General features: G+C 56.4%; 18 protein-coding genes, 2 tRNA genes and 2 pseudogenes. 5 read left to right on the forward strand and 17 right to left on the reverse strand.

What is annotated here, in order from left to right:
- The first annotated feature begins 159 nt into the window (after positions 1-159).
- On the forward strand, positions 160-399 hold the full coding sequence (locus tag NMB38_RS01165) for a type II toxin-antitoxin system RelB/DinJ family antitoxin (RefSeq protein WP_345956494.1): 240 nt from the start codon (positions 160-162) through the stop codon (positions 397-399).
- The gene (locus NMB38_RS01170) at positions 389-688 is read left to right on the forward strand and encodes a type II toxin-antitoxin system RelE family toxin (protein ID WP_345956495.1); all 300 of its coding nucleotides are present in this window, start codon (positions 389-391) and stop codon (positions 686-688) included. Before NMB38_RS01165 ends, NMB38_RS01170 begins: the two co-directional genes overlap by 11 nt.
- 480 nt (positions 689-1,168) lie before the next feature.
- On the opposite strand, the gene NMB38_RS01175 is transcribed toward NMB38_RS01170, so the two are convergent.
- Both NMB38_RS01175 and NMB38_RS01180 read right to left on the reverse strand, forming a co-directional pair.
- Positions 1,169-1,654: a hypothetical protein gene (locus NMB38_RS01175; protein WP_345956496.1), complete on the reverse strand. Its 486-nt coding sequence runs from the start codon at positions 1,652-1,654 to the stop codon at positions 1,169-1,171.
- A gap of 72 nt (positions 1,655-1,726) precedes the next feature.
- Positions 1,727-1,894: pseudogene (locus NMB38_RS01180) on the reverse strand (HNH endonuclease); the annotation flags it as partial.
- Between the two features lie 374 nt (positions 1,895-2,268).
- Between NMB38_RS01180 and NMB38_RS01185 the strand changes: the two are divergent.
- The gene (locus tag NMB38_RS01185) at positions 2,269-2,808 is read left to right on the forward strand and encodes an ATP-binding protein (RefSeq protein ID WP_345956497.1); all 540 of its coding nucleotides are present in this window, start codon (positions 2,269-2,271) and stop codon (positions 2,806-2,808) included.
- A gap of 25 nt (positions 2,809-2,833) precedes the next feature.
- On the opposite strand, the gene NMB38_RS01190 is transcribed toward NMB38_RS01185, so the two are convergent.
- The 7 genes and pseudogenes from NMB38_RS01190 to NMB38_RS01220 form a co-directional block, all read right to left on the reverse strand.
- Positions 2,834-4,375, reverse strand: a complete 1,542-nt coding sequence (locus NMB38_RS01190; protein ID WP_345956498.1) for a GNAT family N-acetyltransferase — start codon at positions 4,373-4,375, stop codon at positions 2,834-2,836.
- Positions 4,350-5,144: a DUF365 domain-containing protein gene (locus tag NMB38_RS01195; RefSeq protein WP_345956499.1), complete on the reverse strand. Its 795-nt coding sequence runs from the start codon at positions 5,142-5,144 to the stop codon at positions 4,350-4,352. The genes NMB38_RS01190 and NMB38_RS01195 overlap by 26 nt, the downstream gene beginning before the upstream one ends.
- A gap of 224 nt (positions 5,145-5,368) precedes the next feature.
- A complete protein-coding gene (locus tag NMB38_RS01200; RefSeq protein ID WP_345956500.1) occupies positions 5,369-5,644 on the reverse strand; it encodes a hypothetical protein in 276 nt (91 codons plus the stop codon).
- Positions 5,641-6,621, reverse strand: a complete 981-nt coding sequence (locus NMB38_RS01205) for an integrase domain-containing protein (protein ID WP_345956501.1) — start codon at positions 6,619-6,621, stop codon at positions 5,641-5,643. The genes NMB38_RS01200 and NMB38_RS01205 overlap by 4 nt, the downstream gene beginning before the upstream one ends.
- A gap of 928 nt (positions 6,622-7,549) precedes the next feature.
- Positions 7,550-8,869: pseudogene (locus tag NMB38_RS01210) on the reverse strand (tyrosine-type recombinase/integrase).
- A 162-nt stretch (positions 8,870-9,031) separates the two neighbouring features.
- Positions 9,032-9,107 (reverse strand) — tRNA-Thr (locus NMB38_RS01215).
- Positions 9,108-9,205: 98 nt separating this feature from the next.
- On the reverse strand, positions 9,206-9,454 hold the full coding sequence (locus NMB38_RS01220) for a hypothetical protein (RefSeq protein WP_023535804.1): 249 nt from the start codon (positions 9,452-9,454) through the stop codon (positions 9,206-9,208).
- A gap of 673 nt (positions 9,455-10,127) precedes the next feature.
- Between NMB38_RS01220 and NMB38_RS01225 the strand changes: the two genes are divergently transcribed.
- Positions 10,128-10,403 (forward strand): DUF3077 domain-containing protein, encoded by a 276-nt coding sequence (locus NMB38_RS01225; RefSeq protein WP_027914094.1) that lies wholly within the window; start codon positions 10,128-10,130, stop codon positions 10,401-10,403.
- A gap of 421 nt (positions 10,404-10,824) precedes the next feature.
- Here NMB38_RS01225 and NMB38_RS01230 read toward each other — a convergent pair whose 3' ends face one another.
- The 5 genes from NMB38_RS01230 to NMB38_RS01250 all read right to left on the reverse strand — a co-directional run bounded on the left by NMB38_RS01230 (position 10,825) and on the right by NMB38_RS01250 (position 15,105).
- Complete coding sequence (locus NMB38_RS01230) at positions 10,825-12,030, reverse strand: methyltransferase (RefSeq protein ID WP_494354874.1); 1,206 nt, start codon at positions 12,028-12,030, stop codon at positions 10,825-10,827.
- 101 nt (positions 12,031-12,131) lie between these two features.
- Complete coding sequence (locus tag NMB38_RS01235) at positions 12,132-12,821, reverse strand: ABC transporter permease (RefSeq protein WP_023535781.1); 690 nt, start codon at positions 12,819-12,821, stop codon at positions 12,132-12,134.
- Positions 12,818-13,513 carry an ABC transporter permease gene (locus tag NMB38_RS01240; protein WP_023535794.1) on the reverse strand — a complete coding sequence of 232 codons (696 nt, stop codon included), beginning with the start codon at positions 13,511-13,513 and terminating at the stop codon, positions 12,818-12,820. The genes NMB38_RS01235 and NMB38_RS01240 overlap by 4 nt, the downstream gene beginning before the upstream one ends.
- A 54-nt stretch (positions 13,514-13,567) precedes the next feature.
- The gene (locus NMB38_RS01245) at positions 13,568-14,320 is read right to left on the reverse strand and encodes an ABC transporter substrate-binding protein (protein WP_023535762.1); all 753 of its coding nucleotides are present in this window, start codon (positions 14,318-14,320) and stop codon (positions 13,568-13,570) included.
- 11 nt (positions 14,321-14,331) lie between these two features.
- Entirely contained in the window at positions 14,332-15,105 is a 774-nt protein-coding gene (locus NMB38_RS01250; protein ID WP_023535748.1) for an ABC transporter ATP-binding protein, read from the reverse strand.
- A gap of 638 nt (positions 15,106-15,743) precedes the next feature.
- Here NMB38_RS01250 and gabP point away from each other — a divergent pair.
- Positions 15,744-17,129 carry a GABA permease gene (gene gabP / locus NMB38_RS01255; RefSeq protein ID WP_023535725.1) on the forward strand — a complete coding sequence of 462 codons (1,386 nt, stop codon included), beginning with the start codon at positions 15,744-15,746 and terminating at the stop codon, positions 17,127-17,129.
- Between the two features lie 143 nt (positions 17,130-17,272).
- On the opposite strand, the gene NMB38_RS01260 is transcribed toward gabP, so the two are convergent.
- The 3 genes from NMB38_RS01260 to NMB38_RS01270 all read right to left on the reverse strand — a co-directional run bounded on the left by NMB38_RS01260 (position 17,273) and on the right by NMB38_RS01270 (position 19,084).
- A complete protein-coding gene (locus NMB38_RS01260; protein ID WP_027914092.1) occupies positions 17,273-17,716 on the reverse strand; it encodes a hypothetical protein in 444 nt (147 codons plus the stop codon).
- 87 nt (positions 17,717-17,803) lie between these two features.
- Positions 17,804-18,784, reverse strand: coding sequence for a polyphosphate kinase 2 (gene ppk2, locus NMB38_RS01265; RefSeq protein WP_028687282.1), 981 nt, complete (start codon positions 18,782-18,784; stop codon positions 17,804-17,806).
- A 224-nt stretch (positions 18,785-19,008) separates the two neighbouring features.
- Positions 19,009-19,084 (reverse strand) — tRNA-Phe (locus NMB38_RS01270).
- Between the last annotated feature and the right edge of the window lie 91 nt (positions 19,085-19,175).

Here is a 19,175-nt window from a genome sequence, read left to right on the forward strand (position 1 = left end):
AGGCGTATTCCAGCCCCAGCTCTGAAATTCTGGCTATCGAAGAAACGACTCAGCCTGCAACGGCATAGGCTTCCGTCAGCTTGTCTCCCCACGCCACTTGCCATGAGCTAAGAATTAAGTCACTGTAAAGACCATTGTCATTACAGCGAGCAACCCACCATGGCCTCCATCAACGTCCGCATCGACGACGATCTCAAAACCCGAGCCTATCGTGAGCTTGAGCGCTTGGGCGTGACGCCCTCGGAGCTCATGCGTCAGGCATTACAGTACGTGGCCGAGCGTGGACAGCTACCGTTCAGGCCTGTGCTCATGACGGAGGAGGATGAAACGCTGCTGGCGACCGTTCGCGAGCGCCTTGCCGATCCTCAGCGAGTGCGGGTTTCTCTGGATGACCTATAGCCTTGAGTTCGATGCGAGAGCGCTGAAGGAATGGCAGAAGCTTGGGGATACGATCCGGCAACAACTCAAGAAAAAACTCGCCTCGGTTTTGCTTAATCCCAGAGTCGAAGCGAACCGGCTACACAGCTTGCCGGATTGCTACAAGATCAAGCTGCGCAGTAGTGGCTACCGATTGGTCTATCAGGTGATTGATCAGGAGGTTGTTGTATTTGTGGTAGCTATCGATAAGCGCGAACGTGCACAGGCTTATCACAAGGCGGCCGAGCGAGCCTTGAGTAAAAGGCCATGACGAAAAAACCCGCTTGAAGGCGATTTTTTGAGCTTCCAAGGCATTCGGTAGAAATCGATGGAGCTGGATATGGTGCGGCACCAGGAGTCGAAAAAATCCATAAATATTTGACTTACATCAGTATTATTTCAAACCTTAAACTCACTATCTCTAAACGTACCCTTATGTGCATGCTCGATCTTACAAGGTAAATAGTGTGCTAAACTGAGAAATATTCAAATCTGCAAAGGGAGTTTGTCATGGTCCACCTACCAGGTGGGCGCGTTCATCTATTTAGGGTACATGATAAGCGTATATAAGAACATCGCCTTCTGAGGCCGAATTTAAACTGCAAACGCCCGAGCTTTATAGTTTGTTTTCTACTGATTTCCAATCGGTTAACTTGTGGGGTAAGAGTATTGGTATTAACTGGGCGTTGTGTTAGATCGCAGTAGTGTAAAGTTAAATTTTCATGGGCTCGATCTATATTTCTAGTTTGCATCAGCATTTAGCGTGGATTATTCGAAAAATAGGTGGTGGCAAGTCTTTTTTTGTCGGCGGAAGAGCACGTTTTTCTAATGGGGTGAAAGTAGTAACTCCGGGTAAGCGCATTACCGAAATAAGTACGCCATCCTGTTCTGAGATCTCAATGGAAGTATTGTCTTGGGTGCTTGCATGCAGGAGCTCTCCAGGGTTGATATAAATGATAAACCACCAACTATCACCTCGTCCGGGCCTCCGAGCAAAGTCTCGAGCCTCACTAACACGATCGGAGATTGCGATGTTATAAAAATGTTTGCCCAATTGTTCGAGTCCAATTTTCAAAAGCATTCGGACTACTGCCAGTGGCTCTGTGACTTCGGCTATCAGGTGAAATTTTGAAGTCTGGCCTTGTTCAATAGAAGTCCTAACTTGATCGTTTTGCGGATCAAGCTCAATGACTCCAGAGGTAGTGGAGGACTCTATTTGTCCGAGCTCGGTATCCATCCTAACGAAGCGTCCTTTCTTTGAGGGTATTCCGTTCATCAAGCGATAGACGATGAACGGGAAGCTTTGGAGAGCCTTAGACTCAACTTTTTGTCCGAAGTATTGATTACATCTATCGCAGGATACGCCTGGCCTGCCCGTCGGTGCATTTCTTCCACCTAGCGACTCAGGGACAATATGGGCTATAGACGACGAGGCATCATTGCTGCCGCAGAAAATACATGAAAGAGAGCCCGACATTTGCTTCCCCAGAAGTGCAGATGGATGCCTAATTAGATAATTTGTTCGAGTGACAAGGAGTTACGAGTTATTTGAGGATCCATAGTATTAATCAAGCCTAAGAAAATCAAGTTTATAGTGTATGGAGGGTGTCTAAGGTTTTTAGTTGTTCGTGTTGGGTCAGATGTGTGCACAGACAAGCCAGGAAGTATTTTCAATTTTACCCTATCCCCTATCCCCTATCCCCTATCCCCTATCACAGCTATTGCTTATAGCATAAATCTTGGTTAATTCTGTGAGTGCAACTATACTGGTAAAGGTTGTTGAGGCTGAGTGTGTGCCGACCTTATGGTCGGCATCAATGATAATTTGGTGATAAAAGTTTTGGAGTGGTTATGACGGTATTCGTGGCAGGGGTTCATGGAGTGGGTAAGAGCTTTCTCTGTGAACGGTATTCGAATGAGACATCAGTTGTACATGAAAGTGCAAGTGGGCTAATACGTAAAGAGCTAGCGATGGCGGATTGGAGTGTTGACAAAAAGGCCAAAAAAATTGAAGAGAATCAACTGGCTTTGAGGCATGCTGTTCAGAAAATTATCAAAGGAGGGCAGGCGTTGGTTTTGGACGGGCATTTTGTTCTAATCAATGCTGATTCAAATTTTGTTAAGCTGGAAGCTTCCGTTTTTCAGGGTTTAGAAATTACAGGTGTGGTGGTTTTGGAGGCTGATGTTAATACGATACAGTCACGCCTCGCTGCTAGAGATTCCTCGAAAAGTGCAGTTGATGTTGGACTGTTTTTAGAGCACGAGAGAGCGCAAGCTCGGAAAGTTTGTCACGAGCTTGGTGTTCCCTTTAAGGTTTTGTATCAGCCTGATTTCCTTGAGTTTTCAACAGTGGTCACCACTTTTTTGAAGTCTGGCTCGATGAGCGAATAAAATTGTCATTGCGGCTCATTTATCTTTATGTTTCAAACCCGAGCTTTGCCCTAAGTAGTAACTTCCCAAGATTCTCTTTGATTTCAAATATGGATTGTGGTGGATGCTCTCTGAAGATGCCAATCTCTTGCAGTTCAGATAAGCTGACAGGTGGGTCAATGTATCCTGCTAACAAATAATTTATGACCTTAATGGGATTTTCTTTAGATGCTTGCCAGCTTTCAAGTTCTTGTTCGCTGTACACAGATCGTCCGCCGGATAAAGTCATCAGTTCTTTTGTTGAATTTGCATTTGCAAGTTCTTCAAAAATTCCAACGGCAGTAATTGACTGGGACGGTTCATGTTTTGATTTGCTTTTGTAAAAAAATAGAAGTGATCCAGGTTCGCCGAGTTTTGATTTGGCCCGGCAGAGATAAACTTTTCTTATAGTATTGCCGGGGCGATTCGGCCCACCAATTAGCCCAGAGCTCTCAAATAGGTCGCCTTGAGGATCATACTTTAAATCAGGATACAACGTGTCGTGATAGCTCTCTTTAATAGGTATGCCAAACGCTCTCACGCCAGCGTCTGATACGAAGCGCGGATAGTTAATCTTGGCCGTAGTGAAAAGGTCCTGCCCCGCCTCGCGAGAGAGCCTGGTTTGGGAAAACCGCTTTTCGTAGATGAGTTCGCCATCTTTTTTTGTTGCAGTATTTTGAAAGCCGTAGTATTCGAGTAAATCAATAAGCGAGTTTTGAGTTTTATATGTGGTAACGTATACCAGGTCGTAGGCATTTTTCTGAGCAAACCAAAATACTTTTTTTAGTAATAGCTCACCAAGTTTGACTCCTCTGCTTTCGGGACGGACCTTGAACGTACAGATTTTTAGTATTTTATTGGCAGTTAATGTTGCATCCGTGTTGTCTGAGGTTTCATCCTTCCTAACGACTAAACCTGCTATGCTTTTTGTGCTGTAGTCTGAAACAATCCAGCATTGCCTATGTTCCCGAACACATTTTTCTTTCCACCATTGATCGAAAGGGGCGTAGTCTTCTCTCAGGCTGTCAAATATTTTATCGCTTAAAGGTATTGTATTTGCTGAAACTTCTTCTACAAAGCGTACAGGGCTTTCTTTTGGCTCAAACGTAGTTTGCAACAGGTCTACGGCGTCGGCAATATGAAGGACACGCCTGCCTAACTCTGATGAGTGACGTCTCGCTCTTTCATGCAGACCTCTATCTTGAGTTACCAAGAAGTCTGCTGCGCCAATATGCAATGAATGTAATAGAGTGACATCTACTACATCATTTGGCCTTCTGATTTTTCCGAACTCATCGCCAAGTGCGCTTGCATCAAAGCCACGGACTTTTTCGATGTGGCTGAATTTTTCAAGCTTACTTGCCGAGATGTTGCGGCGCTCGATGTTCTTGTCGCGCGCTATATCATCCTTTGCGGCTGCATGAATGAAGACGCCAACCTTGTTTTTTGTCGCTAGCTGTATAAATGTTGAAAATACAGGTTGAACAGTTTTGTTGTCTTCTAGGCCGATTACAATATTAGTATCAATTAGATATATTTGTCTGTTCATCCATGAGGGCCCTGCGCATTTCCTGCTTGGCATAAATAAAGGACTGAGGAGGGGTGAAGTTAAACCGCTCTCTGAGTTCCTTAAGATTCATTGGGGTCTGAAATGTTCGTGCATTTGTTAGCTCGAGTGCAAATCCCTCGGTCAAACCTTCAAAGTACACCTCGAAATCATGTTTCTTAATTAGTGCGGATTTTGAGTATTTCTTCCATATGTTTTGAATTGGAAGTTTAATGATTTCGGAAATTTCTGCGCACCCAACAATCGCCATTACAGGTGATGTTGAGTAAATGTATATCTTCGTCCCTTTCGCTGTGGATAGGGGGAATCGTCTACGAAGCTCTACGGTTTTTTGGCCTTTTAAGATTTTTTCTGAGTATTGCGGGTGGATACTTATAATTAGATCTTTGGTCGCTGATGCCGCTGGCTCGTCGCTACTGAATATCGGTAATATCAACTGCCTGTTAGAGTGTTCTTTTATATCAAGCTCTCCGCGTAGGCGAGCGGATACGTCACTGTCAGCACTGAATGCCGCCTCAATTCGTAAAGATGCGCCGAGAGTTTCAACGTACTTTTTTAGGGAGGAGATTTGGACGTCGCCCCGTGCTTCTATTTTTGAAATGGCCGCCTGACCAATTCCTAGCTTCTCTGCCATTTGGAGCTGAGTGTATCCGACAGCCTCTCTCAGGCTTCTCAACGACTGGCCTACAACCCTTCCGGCATCATGCTCTTTGCCGTATACGGCAGCGATCACTTTAGTTTTTTGAGACATATCAACCTCCATACGCGGAGTGGACCTTACCAACAGTCAACATTCCCTTCAAGGAATATCTTCGTTCTCCCCGAGCAGAGCTTCGTCAGGCTTCGCTTCCTCTGCCGTGGCGAGAGATCCATGCCTTTGCGCTATATCTTGACGACCGTTGGTCGCCACTGACGACTCGTCTGTGAACGTCGCATCGGGTCATTTTCGATCCTTACGGTGAGGATCAGATCCTTCTACAGATGGAAGGACCATGATGCGTTCAGGCGTCTAGCCAATAGCCGAACAGTGAGCAGATAGTAGTACCGCGTTGCCTCACTTCGTCCAGCGAGACAATGCTCTAGAAACCAAATTAGATGCTTTCGCCGCCAAGTCCAAGGCGTTTCTCGCTGCCAGCGGTTTGCAATCTCAGCCTGTATGATTTTCGCCTGCCGCACATGACGTTGCCGGGTTGCGTACGGGCCGGTCAGCACCCCGCTCAAGAACAGCTCCATGTCGAATGGCTTACTCATGTCCGGCTACCAATGTAGGCGGCGACCACGTCGATCCGCCCGTGCCCCAGCTCGCAGCTGATTTGCCACCGGGCCTCACGATCAAGGTTCCTATCTACCTGGCAACAAAGGCCGCCGTTGATTGGCGCGGGATGTTGGGTGATCTGCTCGTAGCGCTCACACGCATACGCCGCTCGTAGCTCATGGAAGCCTTTGAGGTCGTGTGCATGGAGGATGTCACGCGCAGGGCGCATGATCTGTCGCAGAAGATTCAGGTAGCTTTCGTGTGGCGCAATCAGGTTGCGGCTACTCGCAGGCGACACCTGCCGTGCAAACCTAAGTGCCTCGCGAATATGTTCGTCCACCGCAATCCAAAGTGGTGCCAAGGCGCCGGCGCGGCCGCCTCTGGTGCCATCTTGAATATTGATCCTGCCTAGGTCTTCAGCTTCACGGCTCAGCCGTGGTAGGTCAGCCAAGATGGCCTCCCGCAATCGCATGCCAGTGGATCGCGCCAACAGAACGATTGCGGCGGCCCGTAGCTGATGATCGCGGCAAAGCGCATCGACGATCTGCTTAACCTGTTCGCGGTCTTGGCCCTGCGGCACTGAGTGGCGAATACCGGTGCGCTGCATACCCAACGCCTTGCTCGGACTGGTCAATTTCACGCACTGATCACCGCGAAGCGCTGCCATGGTCCTGTTAACGCTGGATAGCCGGTTTTGTGCGGTGCTTACGGCGAGGTCTCCGCGCCCAACCACGTCGCGCAGGTGCGCTGCATAGTCGGCCAACACCTTCCGATCAATCTGCCGCGCATCGTTGATACCCGGCCCCCGCTCGGAGCGGCACCATTTGACGAATGCCTGCCACCGATCACAGTGTGCCTTAAACGTGCCGTAGTGGCCGCCGCCGAACATGTCTTTCAGCGCTTGCGGCCCTGCGTAGCTCAATTGCCTGCCGTAGCCGAAATTGCGGCCATCGCGTCTACCCACCAATGCCATGTCAGTCACCTCATCATCCGATCTCCGATCTTCGCCCCACGTCATCCCGCCAAGAATGTTGAGTGTTATCAGGGATCAAGGCCTCTGCGACCTGTGGGGATGTCCTCTAACGCGGGACTGGCGGCTCCTTACGTCCGGGAGCAAGGGCATCTCATGATCTGGCCTCCTGAGCACCGTTACCGGTGGGCTGGCGGAGGCCGCATTGGCTGACGAGACCAGTGCCGCGAGATCCTGAGCCGGGTGAACACAGCGATGCGATGACCGGGGCATGCCTGACTGTCAGTCAGGTGCAGTCCATTCCATGGTCTGCGGCACCATCACCTGCATGGCTGTTGCTGGTGGCATCGGCGTTTGTCACGCCAATTATCACAAGGGGAACTGCGGCTGAGCCATGTGTGATCAGGGCTGCAGCAGTGTCAGGAGCGCCCGTCTCTTTCCAGTGAAAGAGACGGGCGCAGGTTGGCGCACGCGAAATGGCCAAGCGAATAAGTTGCTGCTGAGCAGATGGGTAGGGTGGTTGCCGCAGGACCAACGATATTGAGTTGGCATCCATCACATGGGTAGTGACCGTACGAGCTGCCGGACGCGAATTGTACTTGCGGGTGAACCACCGCGGGAGCAGCGTGCCCTTTAAGGTTCGGGTCACCTGGGGTGCTGTCATCGACAGCTCTTGCGGCTCCCGGTCTACGCTTGTGGACAATATTCGTCAAGCGGCGCGATATCAGGGATTTAGCGCCTGTGCATAAAACTATCCCCCGGTGGACATCAGTGGTTTTCCACAGACGTAAGCTGTGCCAGCAGTTTTTTCTTAGGTATGGTCCTTTCAAACGGGACGGCTTTGCAGCCCCGTTTGAAAGGACCCGCGCGGAGGAGCTTCATGCGGTGCTGTGGATAACTTCACAGTGAGTTGAGGTGGTGGTGCGGCGGGTTACTCGGTTCTCTTGGCACTGCGAAGGCGCGTGACGTTCTCGCCCGTCTGCTTGGCAAACTCATGCGGCGTTACATGGTCCTCGCGGTTCGCCTCCAGAAACCGGCTTCACCAGGTCATGATCATCCGGCGCTCTTGGAGGAACTCGGTCTTGTGGGTATAAGCGGCCCGTACGTTGTAGCGTTCCTTGTGACTCATCTGCCGCTCGATAGCCGTCTCCGACCACAACCCGGACTCAACCAGCGCACTACACGCCATGGCTCGGAACCCGTGGCCGCAGATATCCACCTTGGTGTCGTAGCCCATCGTCCTGAGCGCGGCATTCACCGTGTTCTCGGACATCGGTTTCCACGGTTTGGCATCTCCCGCGAACACCAGGTCGAACTTGCCCGTGATCGCGTGGATTTGCTCAAGCAAGGCCACTGCCTGCGGCGATAAGGGTACAACGTGAATGTCTCCAGCCATTTTCGTACCCCTTGTGGAAAACGGTACGCCGTCGAGCGCCGGGCGAGTGTCGGGGATCTCCCAGATGCCGCGATTGAGGTCGAACTCGTTCCAGCGGGCGAAGCGCAGCTCACTGGAGCGTACGAACAGGTGCAGCGACAGCATCACGGTAAGGCGTGTGAGTGGACGACCTTTGTAGTCGTCGATGCGTGCTTGCAGCTCTGGCAGCCGCGATAAGGGTAGTGCGGGTCGATGTGTAACCCGTGGTGCTCTGATCGAGCCGTCGAGGTCGTGAGCCGGGTTCGCGGTGATCAGCCGCAGCCGTTTGGCTTCGCGCATGATGCTTTGCAGGTAGTTCTTGATTCTGAGCGCCACGTCGATGGTGCCGCGCTTCGTCACGGCTTCCAGTGGCTGCATGAGGTCGTGGGTGTCCAACTCAACGATTGCCCTGGCACCGAGCTAAGGGAATACGTGAGTCTTCAACCGGCTGAGCACAGTCTTGGCGTGGCCCGGCGCCCACTTGGGCACCATCCCGACATACCAATCGAGCGCAACGCTTTCGAAGGTACGGCCATTGATTACGGCCTGCACCTTGGCCTGTTGCTTGGACTGGATAGGGTCAATGCCGTTGGCGAGCTGCTGTTTGAGCTCGAAGCGCTTGCGGCGAGCGTCAGCCAGCCCGACCACTGGATAATTGCCGAGTGAGGTCAGGCCCTCGCGGCCATCGGGCTTCACGTACCTGAGCCGCCAGCCTTTGCGACCGTTGGGCTTCACGAGCAGGTAAAGGCCATCGCCGTCAAAAAGCTTGTACTCACGTTCGCGAGCCTTTGCAGTGCGGCAGGTGTTGTCGGTAAGGGGAGCCGTTGTGCGAGCCATAAGGGTACTTTCCAATGTCGAATTGGAAGGTATCCTTAAAAGTACCCTTATTAGTGCTGGCTACCCTCGGAATCCGACGGAACGCCAAAACGAAAAAACCCGCCAAAAGGCGGGTTTTTCGGGTGTTCCAGAGATTTTTAAAGCTTTCTATGGAACCTTGAATGGTGCCGGCACCAGGAATCGAACCCGGGACCTACTGATTACAAGTCAGTTGCTCTACCAGCTGAGCTATACCGGCAATGGGGCGTCATTATAACGATCGTTTGGCGTGTGTAAACCACTTCCTTGCGATTGTTTGAAAATGACCTAACTCACCGACCCAAAAGGGAAATTTTCTTACCAGCCGCGGTGGAGGGTGGTGACGTTTGGTTCGGTCTTGCCGGGGTTGAAGAACAGCTTGTCGTTGTCGCAACCGCGCTTGCGGCAGGTGTTGTCGGCGCGCAGGGGTAGACCTCGGTCGCCGCCCAGTTGCATGCCGGGGTGGTTCCAGCCGAGGTTGCCGGGGGCGGGGTGCGAGGGGCCGCTGGCGCAGGCGGTGAGGGCCAGGGCGAAGGCGAGCAGGGCGAGGGGCTTGGCTTGGGTCACGAGAGTCAGGTCCGTTGTCGAATCTGGCGCAACGCCAGATGGCCGCAGGGCTGGCAGGCAGCGCGCGACGTCACTTTTTAATGATTTGGGGGGCGCATGATACACGGTTGTGGGGGCGGGGATTAGGGGTGGGATGTTGCGGGGAGTGTGCGGTGGGTCATGGAATTGGAAGTTGAGTGGGTTTTTGGGGGAGGCGGGGGTGTGTGGGGCTGTGGATATGGGGTTTGGGGTGGAGTTACTGGGGCCGCTTTGCGGCCCATCGCGGCGCGAGGCCGCTCCCACACCGGGATACGTTGGGCTGGAGTTTTGTGTTTGATTGATGGTACGGGATGAGTGGTTTGTAGTCTGAGGGCCTTGGTTTTGTAGGAAATGTCTGGACTCTTCTGCTGGAGGCTTCTGCAAATTTACGTATCGGACGTATCCTACGCGCTCTGCCGAAGTATCGCCGTTGTCTGGGAAATACCTCACGGATACCTTTGCCCCGTCGCTCTGGCGACCGGGTGTGAGAACCCGACTTCGAATAAGCGCTACCTGCAATGGTGGCCGTGCGCGGGCAGGCTTTGGTCTGGCCGGGGTTCCTTATTCACTCGGTTTCTCACCCTGCGTACGGCTGCCACCCTATCCGTGAGAAGGTCTGCGTGGCGGCTCCTGTTTTCGAATAAGGAACCAAGCCATGGACACGAGCAATTCGGACCCTATCACCACCGCAGGCGTAGAAACCTTCCTCCAGGCCGGCACCCCGCCCGTAAACCTCCTTCGCGTACAGCCCGGCATCCCGGTGGATGCTGCGTACGAGCACGTCTCCATCCTGATGGGTTACATCAAGCACCTGGTGCGTGAGGGGGACATGGAGGATGACCACAAGCTGCTCGGTGCGGCGGATTACCTCTGTGACATGGCCAACGCTTTGCTGAATGACATCGAAATCGCCAAAGGCAAACGCCACTAGCCAACCAGAACCTCGGCGGCATGGATGACAAGGGGCCAGGGTGCCAAGCGGATAGACAAACCGTTCTCAGGCACCCGCCCAATGCTTTCATCACTGCTCAAGGAAAACAGACTTCGGAATTTCAAAGCCACACGCGAGTACTGAAGCATTCACAGTTCCGGCATGGCAGCTCGATCCCCTACGCACCAAACGTCTCTGAAATCAACAAAAAATCGCCCCTGAAAAATTGCTTATGCACAAGCGGCATCGAATGTTTGTGCCAATGGCATAACCCCGCCCGCAATAAACCAAATTTGCGCAAATGCCTGTTTTTGCTGGTCTTGAACGTCATTTTGGAATAAGCCAATCCGTCCGAATGGCCCCGTACACCAACAGGTAACCCCAAGCTTGTTCACAGACTTATCCACAGGCTTTTCTGCGGCTATCTGTCGCGCTCGGCGAGGATCATCAGGTTGCGTGGGGTGAGGGCATAGTCGCAAAACACGCCCAAACGTACGTCATAGCCCTGTTCGGTCAAAAAAAGGGCACGGTCCAGTGCCAGCCAGAGTTCGAGTGGGCGGCGGAAGAGGTTGCGCAGGCGTTCGAGGTTGCGTACCTGCGCCAGGCGATTCCATCCTGCCGATTCCAACGCCGCCCAATCGATATCACCATCCAGGTCCAGTTGCTTGAGCGCAGCCAGGTCACGGCAATACTGCTCGAAGGGCTTGGCCAACCAGGCCACCGGCAGCGATGGCGTGGGCAGGTAGTGGTCGGTCTGGCGCTGCTGGCGTTGCAGCAGGTCGAAGCCCAGGCGGCGGGCCATGGACGTGTCGCGCTGGCGGCGTACGCGGGCGCCGGCGGTGACGGTTTCGCTCAAGGGCAGGCCAAGGTCATCCAGCGACAGGTGCAAGGCCGAGGCGCGGGCAGCTGTGGATAACGCTTGGTACTGGGCGGTGGCAATGCGGTTGTAACAGCATGGGGCCACGGCCAGTTGTGGGCAATGTTGCTGGCTGGCCAGGCGCAGCAGCTGGACATGCAGGTCGCCGCAGGCGTGCAGGGCGACCACGCTGGTGTCTGCATCCAGATGCTCGGCGCTCCCAGGGGCCATCACGTCCTGATGGATGTGTTGCACGGGCAAATGGTGATGGGCACTGAGCGCCTCCCCGGCAGCCACCAGCGCCGTGTCGTACTCCAGGCAGGTCAGGCGCTGGCCGGGGTGCAGCAAACGCCGGCCCAGGTGGCCTTTGCCCGAGCACCAGTCCAGCCAGTGGCGCGAGGGCGCGCGGAAGGCGAGGTGACTGGCGAAGGCTTCGATCTGCTGCCATTTGCGGCCGGGTACATTGACGTCAAGCCGGTGAGCGGCGGCGGGGAGCGCACAGGTGGGCAGGGCACCCAGCGCGCTGAGCGCCTGGGCGGCATCAGCCAACTGTGGATAAGGTGCGGGCAGTGCGTGTGGGTCGATGTCACCTTCGGCCTCGGCCAGGCTGCTTTGACGCAGATGCCGCGCAAGTTCCGGGTAGGTGCTTTCCCAATCCAGGTGCAGATGGGTGAACGGCCTGGGTTTCCACAGCGCCTGATGCTCGGTCAAAAACCGGTCAAGCGCCTGAAAGCGTTCGAGCAAAAGGTGGCTGTGGAGGGAGGTAGGCATTGGGAGCGCTGTCGATAAAGGGTGGTCAGGCCTTGCTGCCGGCTGAACCCGCTTTCACCCAGCCGGGTAAAACGGGCCAACCGGCTGCAGCCGGTAACGGATCAGCGCCCTTGGCAGGCGTCCACGCGCAACCAGCGCTCCAGCAGCTTGAAGCCCTGCACCAGCATGAACGAGATCAGCAGGTAGAACAGGCCAGCGGCGAAGAAGATCTCCACCGGCAAGTACGTGCGGGCAATGATGGTCCGCGCCATGCCGGTTAGTTCCAGCAGGGTGACCGTACTGGCCAGCGCGCTAGCCTTGAGCATCAGAATCACTTCGTTGCTGTAGGCCGGCAGGCCGATGCGGGCAGCCCGGGGCAGCATGATGTAGACCAGCGTCTTGGCCCGGGACATGCCCAGCGCACGCGCAGCCTCGATTTCGCCCTTGGGAATGGACTGCAAGGCGCCGCGCAGGATTTCGGCGATGTAGGCGGCGGTGTGCAGTGTCATGGTCAGCACGGTGCACCAGAACGGGTCGCGCAGGTACGGCCACAGCGCGCTGGCGCGCACGGCGTCGAACTGGGCCAGGCCGTAGTACACCAGAAACAGCTGCACCAGCAGCGGGGTGCCGCGGAAGAAGAAAATGTAACTGAACGGCACGGCGCGCACGTACCAGTGCCGCGAAGAGCGGGCGATACCCAGCGGGATGGCCAGGATCAAGCCGGCCACCACCGCGATGGCCACCAGCTCCAGGGTCAGGGTGGCGCCCTGCGCCAGGCGCGGCAGCCACTTGATGATCACTTCCCAGTTCATTGTTCGGCCCTCGCGAAGCCGCGAGCGGCGCGTTGTTCCAGGAAATGCATGCCGGTCATGGCAATGACGGTCAGGCTGAGGTAGATGCAGGCCGCCACCATGTAGAAGGTGAACGGCTCCTTGGTCACGGTCACGCCAATCTGGGCATGGCGCATGATTTCCTCAAGGCCGATCACCGACACCAGCGCGGTGTCCTTCATCAGGATCATGAACAGGTTGCCCAGGCCGGGCAGGGCGATGCGCCACATCTGCGGCAGGATGATCCGCGACAGGATGCGGCCCTTGGACATGCCCAGCGCCAGCCCGGCTTCGCGGTGGCCTTTGGGGATGGCCAGGATGGCGCCCCGGAACACCTCGGTGGCGTAGGCGCCAAAACACAGGCCCAGGGCAATGACGCCTGCGGCAAAGGCGCTGAGCTCAAGGCCTGGCATGTGCAGGGCTTCGCCCAGGGCGTTCATCAGGCCCACGGTGCCAAAGTAGATCAGCAGCACCCACAGCAGTTCGGGAATACCCCGTACCAGGGTCGAGTAGAAACCGCCAAGCCACTGCAAGGGCTTGAGCGGGGAAGTCTTGGCCAGGGCGCCGAGCAGGCCCAGCACCAGCCCTAACAGCAAGGCGCACAGCGCCAGTTTTACGGTCATCAGGGTGCCGGCCATCATGGCCGGACCGAATCCGTGCAAGTCGATATTCATGGGCAGGTCATTCTAGGGAGAGGCGCGCCACCGGGGCGCGCCAATCGGGGCGGATCATTCGATGCTGAACGGGAAGTACTTGTCGTTGATCTTCTTGTACGTACCGTCGGCCTTGATTTCGGCCAGGGCCTTGTTCAGGTCGTCGCGCAGCTTGGTGTCACCCTTGCGCACGGCGATACCGATCTTGTCGCTGTCCATCACTGGCTCGCCCTTGAACTCGTAGTTCATGCCGTCCTTGCTCTTGAGCCACTCGTACTGCACGTACTTGTCGGCCAGGATGCCGTCGATACGGCCGGAAACCAGGTCCAGGTAGGCGTTTTCCTGGGTGTCGTACAGCTTGATGTCCACACCGCTGTAGTTGTCTTCCAGGTAGGTGCCGGCCAGGGTGGCGCGCTGGGTGCCGATGACCTTGCCCTTGAGCGAGTCCTTGTCAGTCTTGAAGTCGACGTTCTTCGGTGCGATGAACTGCAGCTTGTTGGAGTAGTACGGGTCGGTGAAGTCCACCGCCTGCTTGCGCTCGTCGGTGATCGACAGCGACGAGACCAGGAAGTCGAACTTCTTGGCGTTCAGGGCCGGAATGATGCCGTCCCAGTCGGAGGTGACGACCGAGCACTCGACCTTCATCTTGGCGCACAAGGCATCACCAATGTCCTTGTCGAAACCGACGACATTACCGCTGGCGTCCTTGTTGTTGAACGGTGGGTAGGCGGCTTCGATACCCATGCGCAGTTTTTCCGCGGCCATGGCATTGGCCGACATGACCAGGGTGGCAGCGGCTGCCAGGAGAAACTTCTTGTAGGTGTGCATGTATTGCTCCGTTAGCGGTGGCTGGACATGAATTGCTTGCAACGCGCCGAGGTCGGGTTCTCGAAGACCTGCTGCGGCGATCCCTGCTCTTCGACCAGGCCCTGGTGCAGGAAGACCACTTCACTGGACACCTGGCGGGCAAAGTTCATCTCGTGCGTCACCAGCAGCATGGTACGGCCTTCTTCGGCCAATGCGCGGATAACGTTAAGCACTTCCTGGACCATTTCCGGATCGAGGGCCGAGGTGGGCTCGTCGAACAGGATGACCTTGGGCTTCATGGCCAGGGTACGGGCAATGGCGGCGCGCTGCTGCTGGCCACCGGACAGCTGGGCGGGGTAGCTGTGACGCTTGTCGTAGATCCCCACCTTGTTGAGCAGCGCTTCGGCTGCCTCGACGGCCTCGGCCTTGCTTTGACCAAGTACGCGGCGTGGGGCCTCGATGATGTTGTCGAGGATCGACATGTGCGGCCACAGGTTGAAGTTCTGGAAGACGAAGCCGATTTCGCTGCGCAGTCGGTTGATCTGGCGGTTGTCGGCAGCCATCAGGTCGCCGTTCTTTGCGGCCTTGAGCTTGAGGGCTTCACCGGCCACGAGGATTTCGCCCTGGTGCGGGTTTTCCAGCAGGTTGATGCAGCGCAGCAGGGTGGACTTGCCGGAGCCGGACGACCCCAGAATGGAGATCACGTCACCGTCGCGTGCGGTCAGCGAAATGCCCTTGAGAATTTCCTGCTCGCCATAACGTTTGTGCAGGTTGCGGATTTCCAGCGCGGGCGTGGCCTGAGCCATGTGCGGTCCTCATGTGTTCGGGTGCGTTCCCAGCTGTTGGCGGCCTTCCTGGCGTGCGCCAAGCTAGCATAGCGGCATTATGACGGCCAACAGGGTCGCCGGGCACTCTGGGCATTGGTGGGGCAGTTTGTCGCATCGTTGCAGCGCAACGTCGCGCAGATGTCCACAAGGGAGGTTACCCGGCACCAGAGCCATGATGAAAAAAGGCGCGATGGTGCCAGTTTTGACGGTCTCAGGGAAGCGCTTTCGGACCATGTGCCCGTCAAACCTGACTGTCCGGGCAGCCTGTCGAGGCGGCCCGGTGCAGCCTTTTTTACCCCCGCCGCGGTCCAGGGTTGTACCGAAGGGTTGCGCCCTGTTTGCCTTGTGATGGTGCGCAGGTGTTACCGAGGGGCACCTTTGGTGCATTTGTAAGTGAGTATTTCGGTAATGAGCGCTTTTGATGGCTAATCGGCCATTTAATGGCCCTTTTTGCCGTGGCCCCCGCCGTTGTTGGCTTCGGGCGTGGTCTTGTCGAGTGCGAGTAGCACATGGCGCGGTTATTGCCAGTGTCCAATCAATGGTTGCCGCTGTGCATGCTCCAGACGCGAGCCGTGCTTGCGCAACCGATGTGATCTACTCCTTGCAAAGGTAGTTTTATGAGCGGCAACAATTCCAATGACCTCGCTCAGGGGCTTAAACAACGGCATGTGACCATGCTGTCCATTGCTGGCGTCATCGGCGCAGGCCTGTTCGTCGGTTCCGGACACGCCATTGCAGCGGCGGGCCCGGCGGTACTGCTGGCTTATGCCGCCGCCGGTACGCTGGTGGTGCTGGTCATGCGCATGCTTGGTGAAATGGCGGTGGCTTCGCCCGACACCGGTTCGTTCTCCACCTACGCCGACCGTGCCATCGGGCGCTGGGCCGGCTTCACCATCGGCTGGCTGTACTGGTGGTTCTGGGTGTTGGTGATTCCACTTGAGGCCAACGCCGCTGCAGCCATCCTGCATGCCTGGTTCCCGGCCGTTGACCTGTGGGCGTTCTCCCTGCTGATCACCTTGGCACTGACCGTGACCAACCTGTTCAGCGTGAAGAACTACGGTGAGTTCGAGTTCTGGTTCGCCCTGCTCAAGGTGCTGGCCATCATCGCGTTCATCGTGGTCGGTTGTGTGGCCATGTTCGGCCTGGTACCCAACAGCCAGGTCAGCGGTGCCAGCCACCTGTTCGATACCCAAGGCTTCATGCCAAACGGCCTCGGCGCCGTGCTGGCTGCCATGCTGACGACCATGTTCTCGTTCATGGGCACCGAGATCGTCACCATCGCCGCTGCCGAGTCCAAGGACCCGGGCAAGCAGATCAGCCGTGCCACCAACTCAGTGATCTGGCGTATCTGCCTGTTCTACCTGGTGTCGATCTTCCTGGTCGTGGCGCTGGTGCCATGGAATGACCCGGCGTTGGCCGAAGTCGGTTCCTACCAGACCGTGCTCAGCCGCATCGGTGTACCCAACGCCAAGCTGATCGTCGATATCGTGGTACTGATCGCCGTGACCAGCTGCCTGAACTCGGCGCTGTACACGTCCTCGCGCATGTTGTTCTCGCTGAGCAAGCGTGGCGATGCCCCGGCCATGGCCCAACGCACCACCAAGGCGGCTACCCCTTACGTGGCGGTGCTGCTGTCCACTGCGGCGGCGTTCCTGTGCGTCTTCGCCAACTTCCTTGCGCCAGCCCAGGTCTTCGAGTTCCTGCTGGCAAGCTCCGGCGCCATCGCGTTGCTGGTGTACCTGGTGATTGCCGTTTCGCAACTGCGCATGCGTGCCAAGCGCGAGGCCAGTGGTGAGCAGATCGCGTTCAAGATGTGGCTGTTCCCAGGGCTGACCTGGGCGACCATCGCCTTCATCGTGGCGGTACTGGGCGTAATGGCACTGCGTGAGGACCACCGCATCGAGATCATCGCGACGGCACTGCTGAGCATCGCCGTGGTGGCTGCGGGGCTGCTGGTGCACCGCAAGCGCGAAGCCGGTGGACGGGCAGCGGTGGCCAAGTAAGGCCGCCACTCCATTTGCCTGCGTGCAGGGCCGGCCATCGCGGCCGGTCCAGCGCCTCGGCAAGGCCGCTCACGCAGGTATTCGGTCGTCTTTAGGAGCGGGGCAAGTCGGCTGTTTCCAAGCCGTCAGCCCGGCCACCCTAATCAACCAAACTGCTTCTGCTGTTGCTGCTGCTTGGCTACCAGCTCGGACGCAGCCAGGTAAGCCTCCTGGAACTCATCGCTTTCCAGCCACGCCATGGTCGTGTCTTCGTCCGCGCCATCGAGCCATGCACGGTAGGCGTTGAATACCATCACGATATAGTCGGTCGCGTGTTCTTCCTTGTGGCCCTTGAGCACCAGGGCCAGCAGCGGGTCAACCAGGAACACCGAGATCATCGGCACCAGGCCGCCTTCCTGGGCTTCCTTCATCTTCTTGAACAACGGGTCGTAACTGGCCGACGCCATGGCCTTGTCGAACACCTGCTCGACGCTGGCGCTATCGCCTGCGCTGGCCTTCACGGCCTGGCCGCTGCGCACCATGCGGTTCTGCTTGGCCTTGGTGGCGGCGCGCTTGGCGCGTTTTTGTTGCTTGCTGGAGGTGGCCATGGGCAATCCTTGGGTGGGGCTTGAAAGTGCGCGTATTGAAGCGCAGTTGCCCGCGAAACCCAAGTGCCATGCACGCAGCGCCGGCTGTCAGCTGGCGATCGCGTCGTCCTCCTCGAACCCGCGCGATGCCCGCCCGACCAGCAGTGGGTCCGGCGCGTAGGCCACGCTCAAGTCCTTGTCCGGGTAGTCCAGCGAATGCAGGAAGTGGCGGATGCAGTTGATGCGCGCACGCTTCTTGTCATCGGACTTGATCACCGTCCACGGCGCGTCGGCGGTGTCGGTGTGGAAGAACATGGCTTCCTTGGCGGCGGTGTAGTCGTCCCACTTGTCCAGAGACTTGATGTCGATGGGCGACAGTTTCCAGTGCTTGAGGGGGTCGTCCCGGCGCGAGATGAAGCGGCGCAGTTGTTCCTCGCGGTTCACCGAAAACCAGTACTTGAACAGCAGTATGCCGCTGTTGCACAGCATCCGCTCAAGGTCCGGCGCCTGGCGCATGAACTCCAGGTATTGAAGGGGGGAGCAGAAATCCATCACCTTCTCGACGCCCGCGCGGTTGTACCAGGAGCGGTCGAAGAACACCATTTCCCCCGCCGTGGGCAGGTGCTGCACATAGCGCTGGAAATACCACTGGCCTTTCTCTTGTTCCGACGGCTTTTCCAGCGCAACGATGCGAGCGCCCCGGGGGTTCAGGTGCTCCATGAACCGCTTGATGGTCCCTCCCTTGCCTGCAGCGTCACGCCCTTCGAACAGAATCACCACCCGCTGGCCGGTTTCTTTCACCCAGCTTTGCACCTTGAGCAACTCGATCTGCAGGGCGTGCTTGGCCCTTTCGTACTCTTGTCGACGCAGGCGCTGCGGGTAAGGGTAGCCGGATGGCAAGCGCGCCGATGTGCTGTCTTCGCTGCTGCCCTTGGGAGCGCTGGCCACTTCAAGTGCGGTCGGTGCCTGGCTGATCGCGGTGATGGCCGGTTCGGGTTTGCGCGGGCGGGGGCGGCGAGTGCGGGGCTTGGCCGTGGGGGTAGCCTTCTTGGGGGGTGGGGAAGTCTGGAGAGGGGCGTCGTCGCTCATGGAGGTCCTTGCAAGGTGGTTCGAATGTTCACCTTGAATGCTAAGGACCACAGGGCGCTGGCTCTTTGATGTTGATCAACCCGGCCGGGATGAGTGCTGCTGACCGAAGGCTACCCACGACGAAGGGCGACCCACCAGCACTTTTCGACAGGCAACAAAAAACCCGCACTGGGCGGGTTTCTTGTGTCGCTTCGGGTAACTTTGCAACCACCAGAAGCTGAAGGTGGTGCCCAGAGACGGAGTCGAACCGCCGACACGAGGATTTTCAATCCTCTGCTCTACCGACTGAGCTATCTGGGCGACGAGGTGAATTAAATAGACTTTCAGACCGCTCGTCAACGACTTTTTGAAAAAAATATTAAATTAATTCCGTCGCTTACGTGCCCCCGGG

The sequence above is a fragment of the Pseudomonas sp. FBCC-B35 genome, from assembly GCF_059133755.1.

Bases quoted from the DNA above. Each gene is read 5' to 3' on its own strand.
- NMB38_RS01165 (WP_345956494.1), top strand. From the start codon at position 160: ATGGCCTCCATCAACGTCCGCATCGACGACGATCTCAAAACCCGAGCC.
- NMB38_RS01170 (WP_345956495.1), top strand. From the start codon at position 389: ATGACCTATAGCCTTGAGTTCGATGCGAGAGCGCTGAAGGAATGGCAG.
- NMB38_RS01175 (WP_345956496.1), bottom strand. From the start codon at position 1,654: ATGGATACCGAGCTCGGACAAATAGAGTCCTCCACTACCTCTGGAGTC.
- NMB38_RS01185 (WP_345956497.1), top strand. From the start codon at position 2,269: ATGACGGTATTCGTGGCAGGGGTTCATGGAGTGGGTAAGAGCTTTCTC.
- NMB38_RS01190 (WP_345956498.1), bottom strand. From the start codon at position 4,375: ATGAACAGACAAATATATCTAATTGATACTAATATTGTAATCGGCCTA.
- NMB38_RS01195 (WP_345956499.1), bottom strand. From the start codon at position 5,144: ATGTCTCAAAAAACTAAAGTGATCGCTGCCGTATACGGCAAAGAGCAT.
- NMB38_RS01200 (WP_345956500.1), bottom strand. From the start codon at position 5,644: ATGAGTAAGCCATTCGACATGGAGCTGTTCTTGAGCGGGGTGCTGACC.
- NMB38_RS01205 (WP_345956501.1), bottom strand. From the start codon at position 6,621: ATGGCATTGGTGGGTAGACGCGATGGCCGCAATTTCGGCTACGGCAGG.
- NMB38_RS01225 (WP_027914094.1), top strand. From the start codon at position 10,128: ATGGACACGAGCAATTCGGACCCTATCACCACCGCAGGCGTAGAAACC.
- NMB38_RS01230 (WP_494354874.1), bottom strand. From the start codon at position 12,030: ATGCCTACCTCCCTCCACAGCCACCTTTTGCTCGAACGCTTTCAGGCG.
- NMB38_RS01235 (WP_023535781.1), bottom strand. From the start codon at position 12,821: ATGAACTGGGAAGTGATCATCAAGTGGCTGCCGCGCCTGGCGCAGGGC.
- NMB38_RS01240 (WP_023535794.1), bottom strand. From the start codon at position 13,513: ATGAATATCGACTTGCACGGATTCGGTCCGGCCATGATGGCCGGCACC.
- NMB38_RS01245 (WP_023535762.1), bottom strand. From the start codon at position 14,320: ATGCACACCTACAAGAAGTTTCTCCTGGCAGCCGCTGCCACCCTGGTC.
- NMB38_RS01250 (WP_023535748.1), bottom strand. From the start codon at position 15,105: ATGGCTCAGGCCACGCCCGCGCTGGAAATCCGCAACCTGCACAAACGT.
- gabP (WP_023535725.1), top strand. From the start codon at position 15,744: ATGAGCGGCAACAATTCCAATGACCTCGCTCAGGGGCTTAAACAACGG.
- NMB38_RS01260 (WP_027914092.1), bottom strand. From the start codon at position 17,716: ATGGCCACCTCCAGCAAGCAACAAAAACGCGCCAAGCGCGCCGCCACC.
- ppk2 (WP_028687282.1), bottom strand. From the start codon at position 18,784: ATGAGCGACGACGCCCCTCTCCAGACTTCCCCACCCCCCAAGAAGGCT.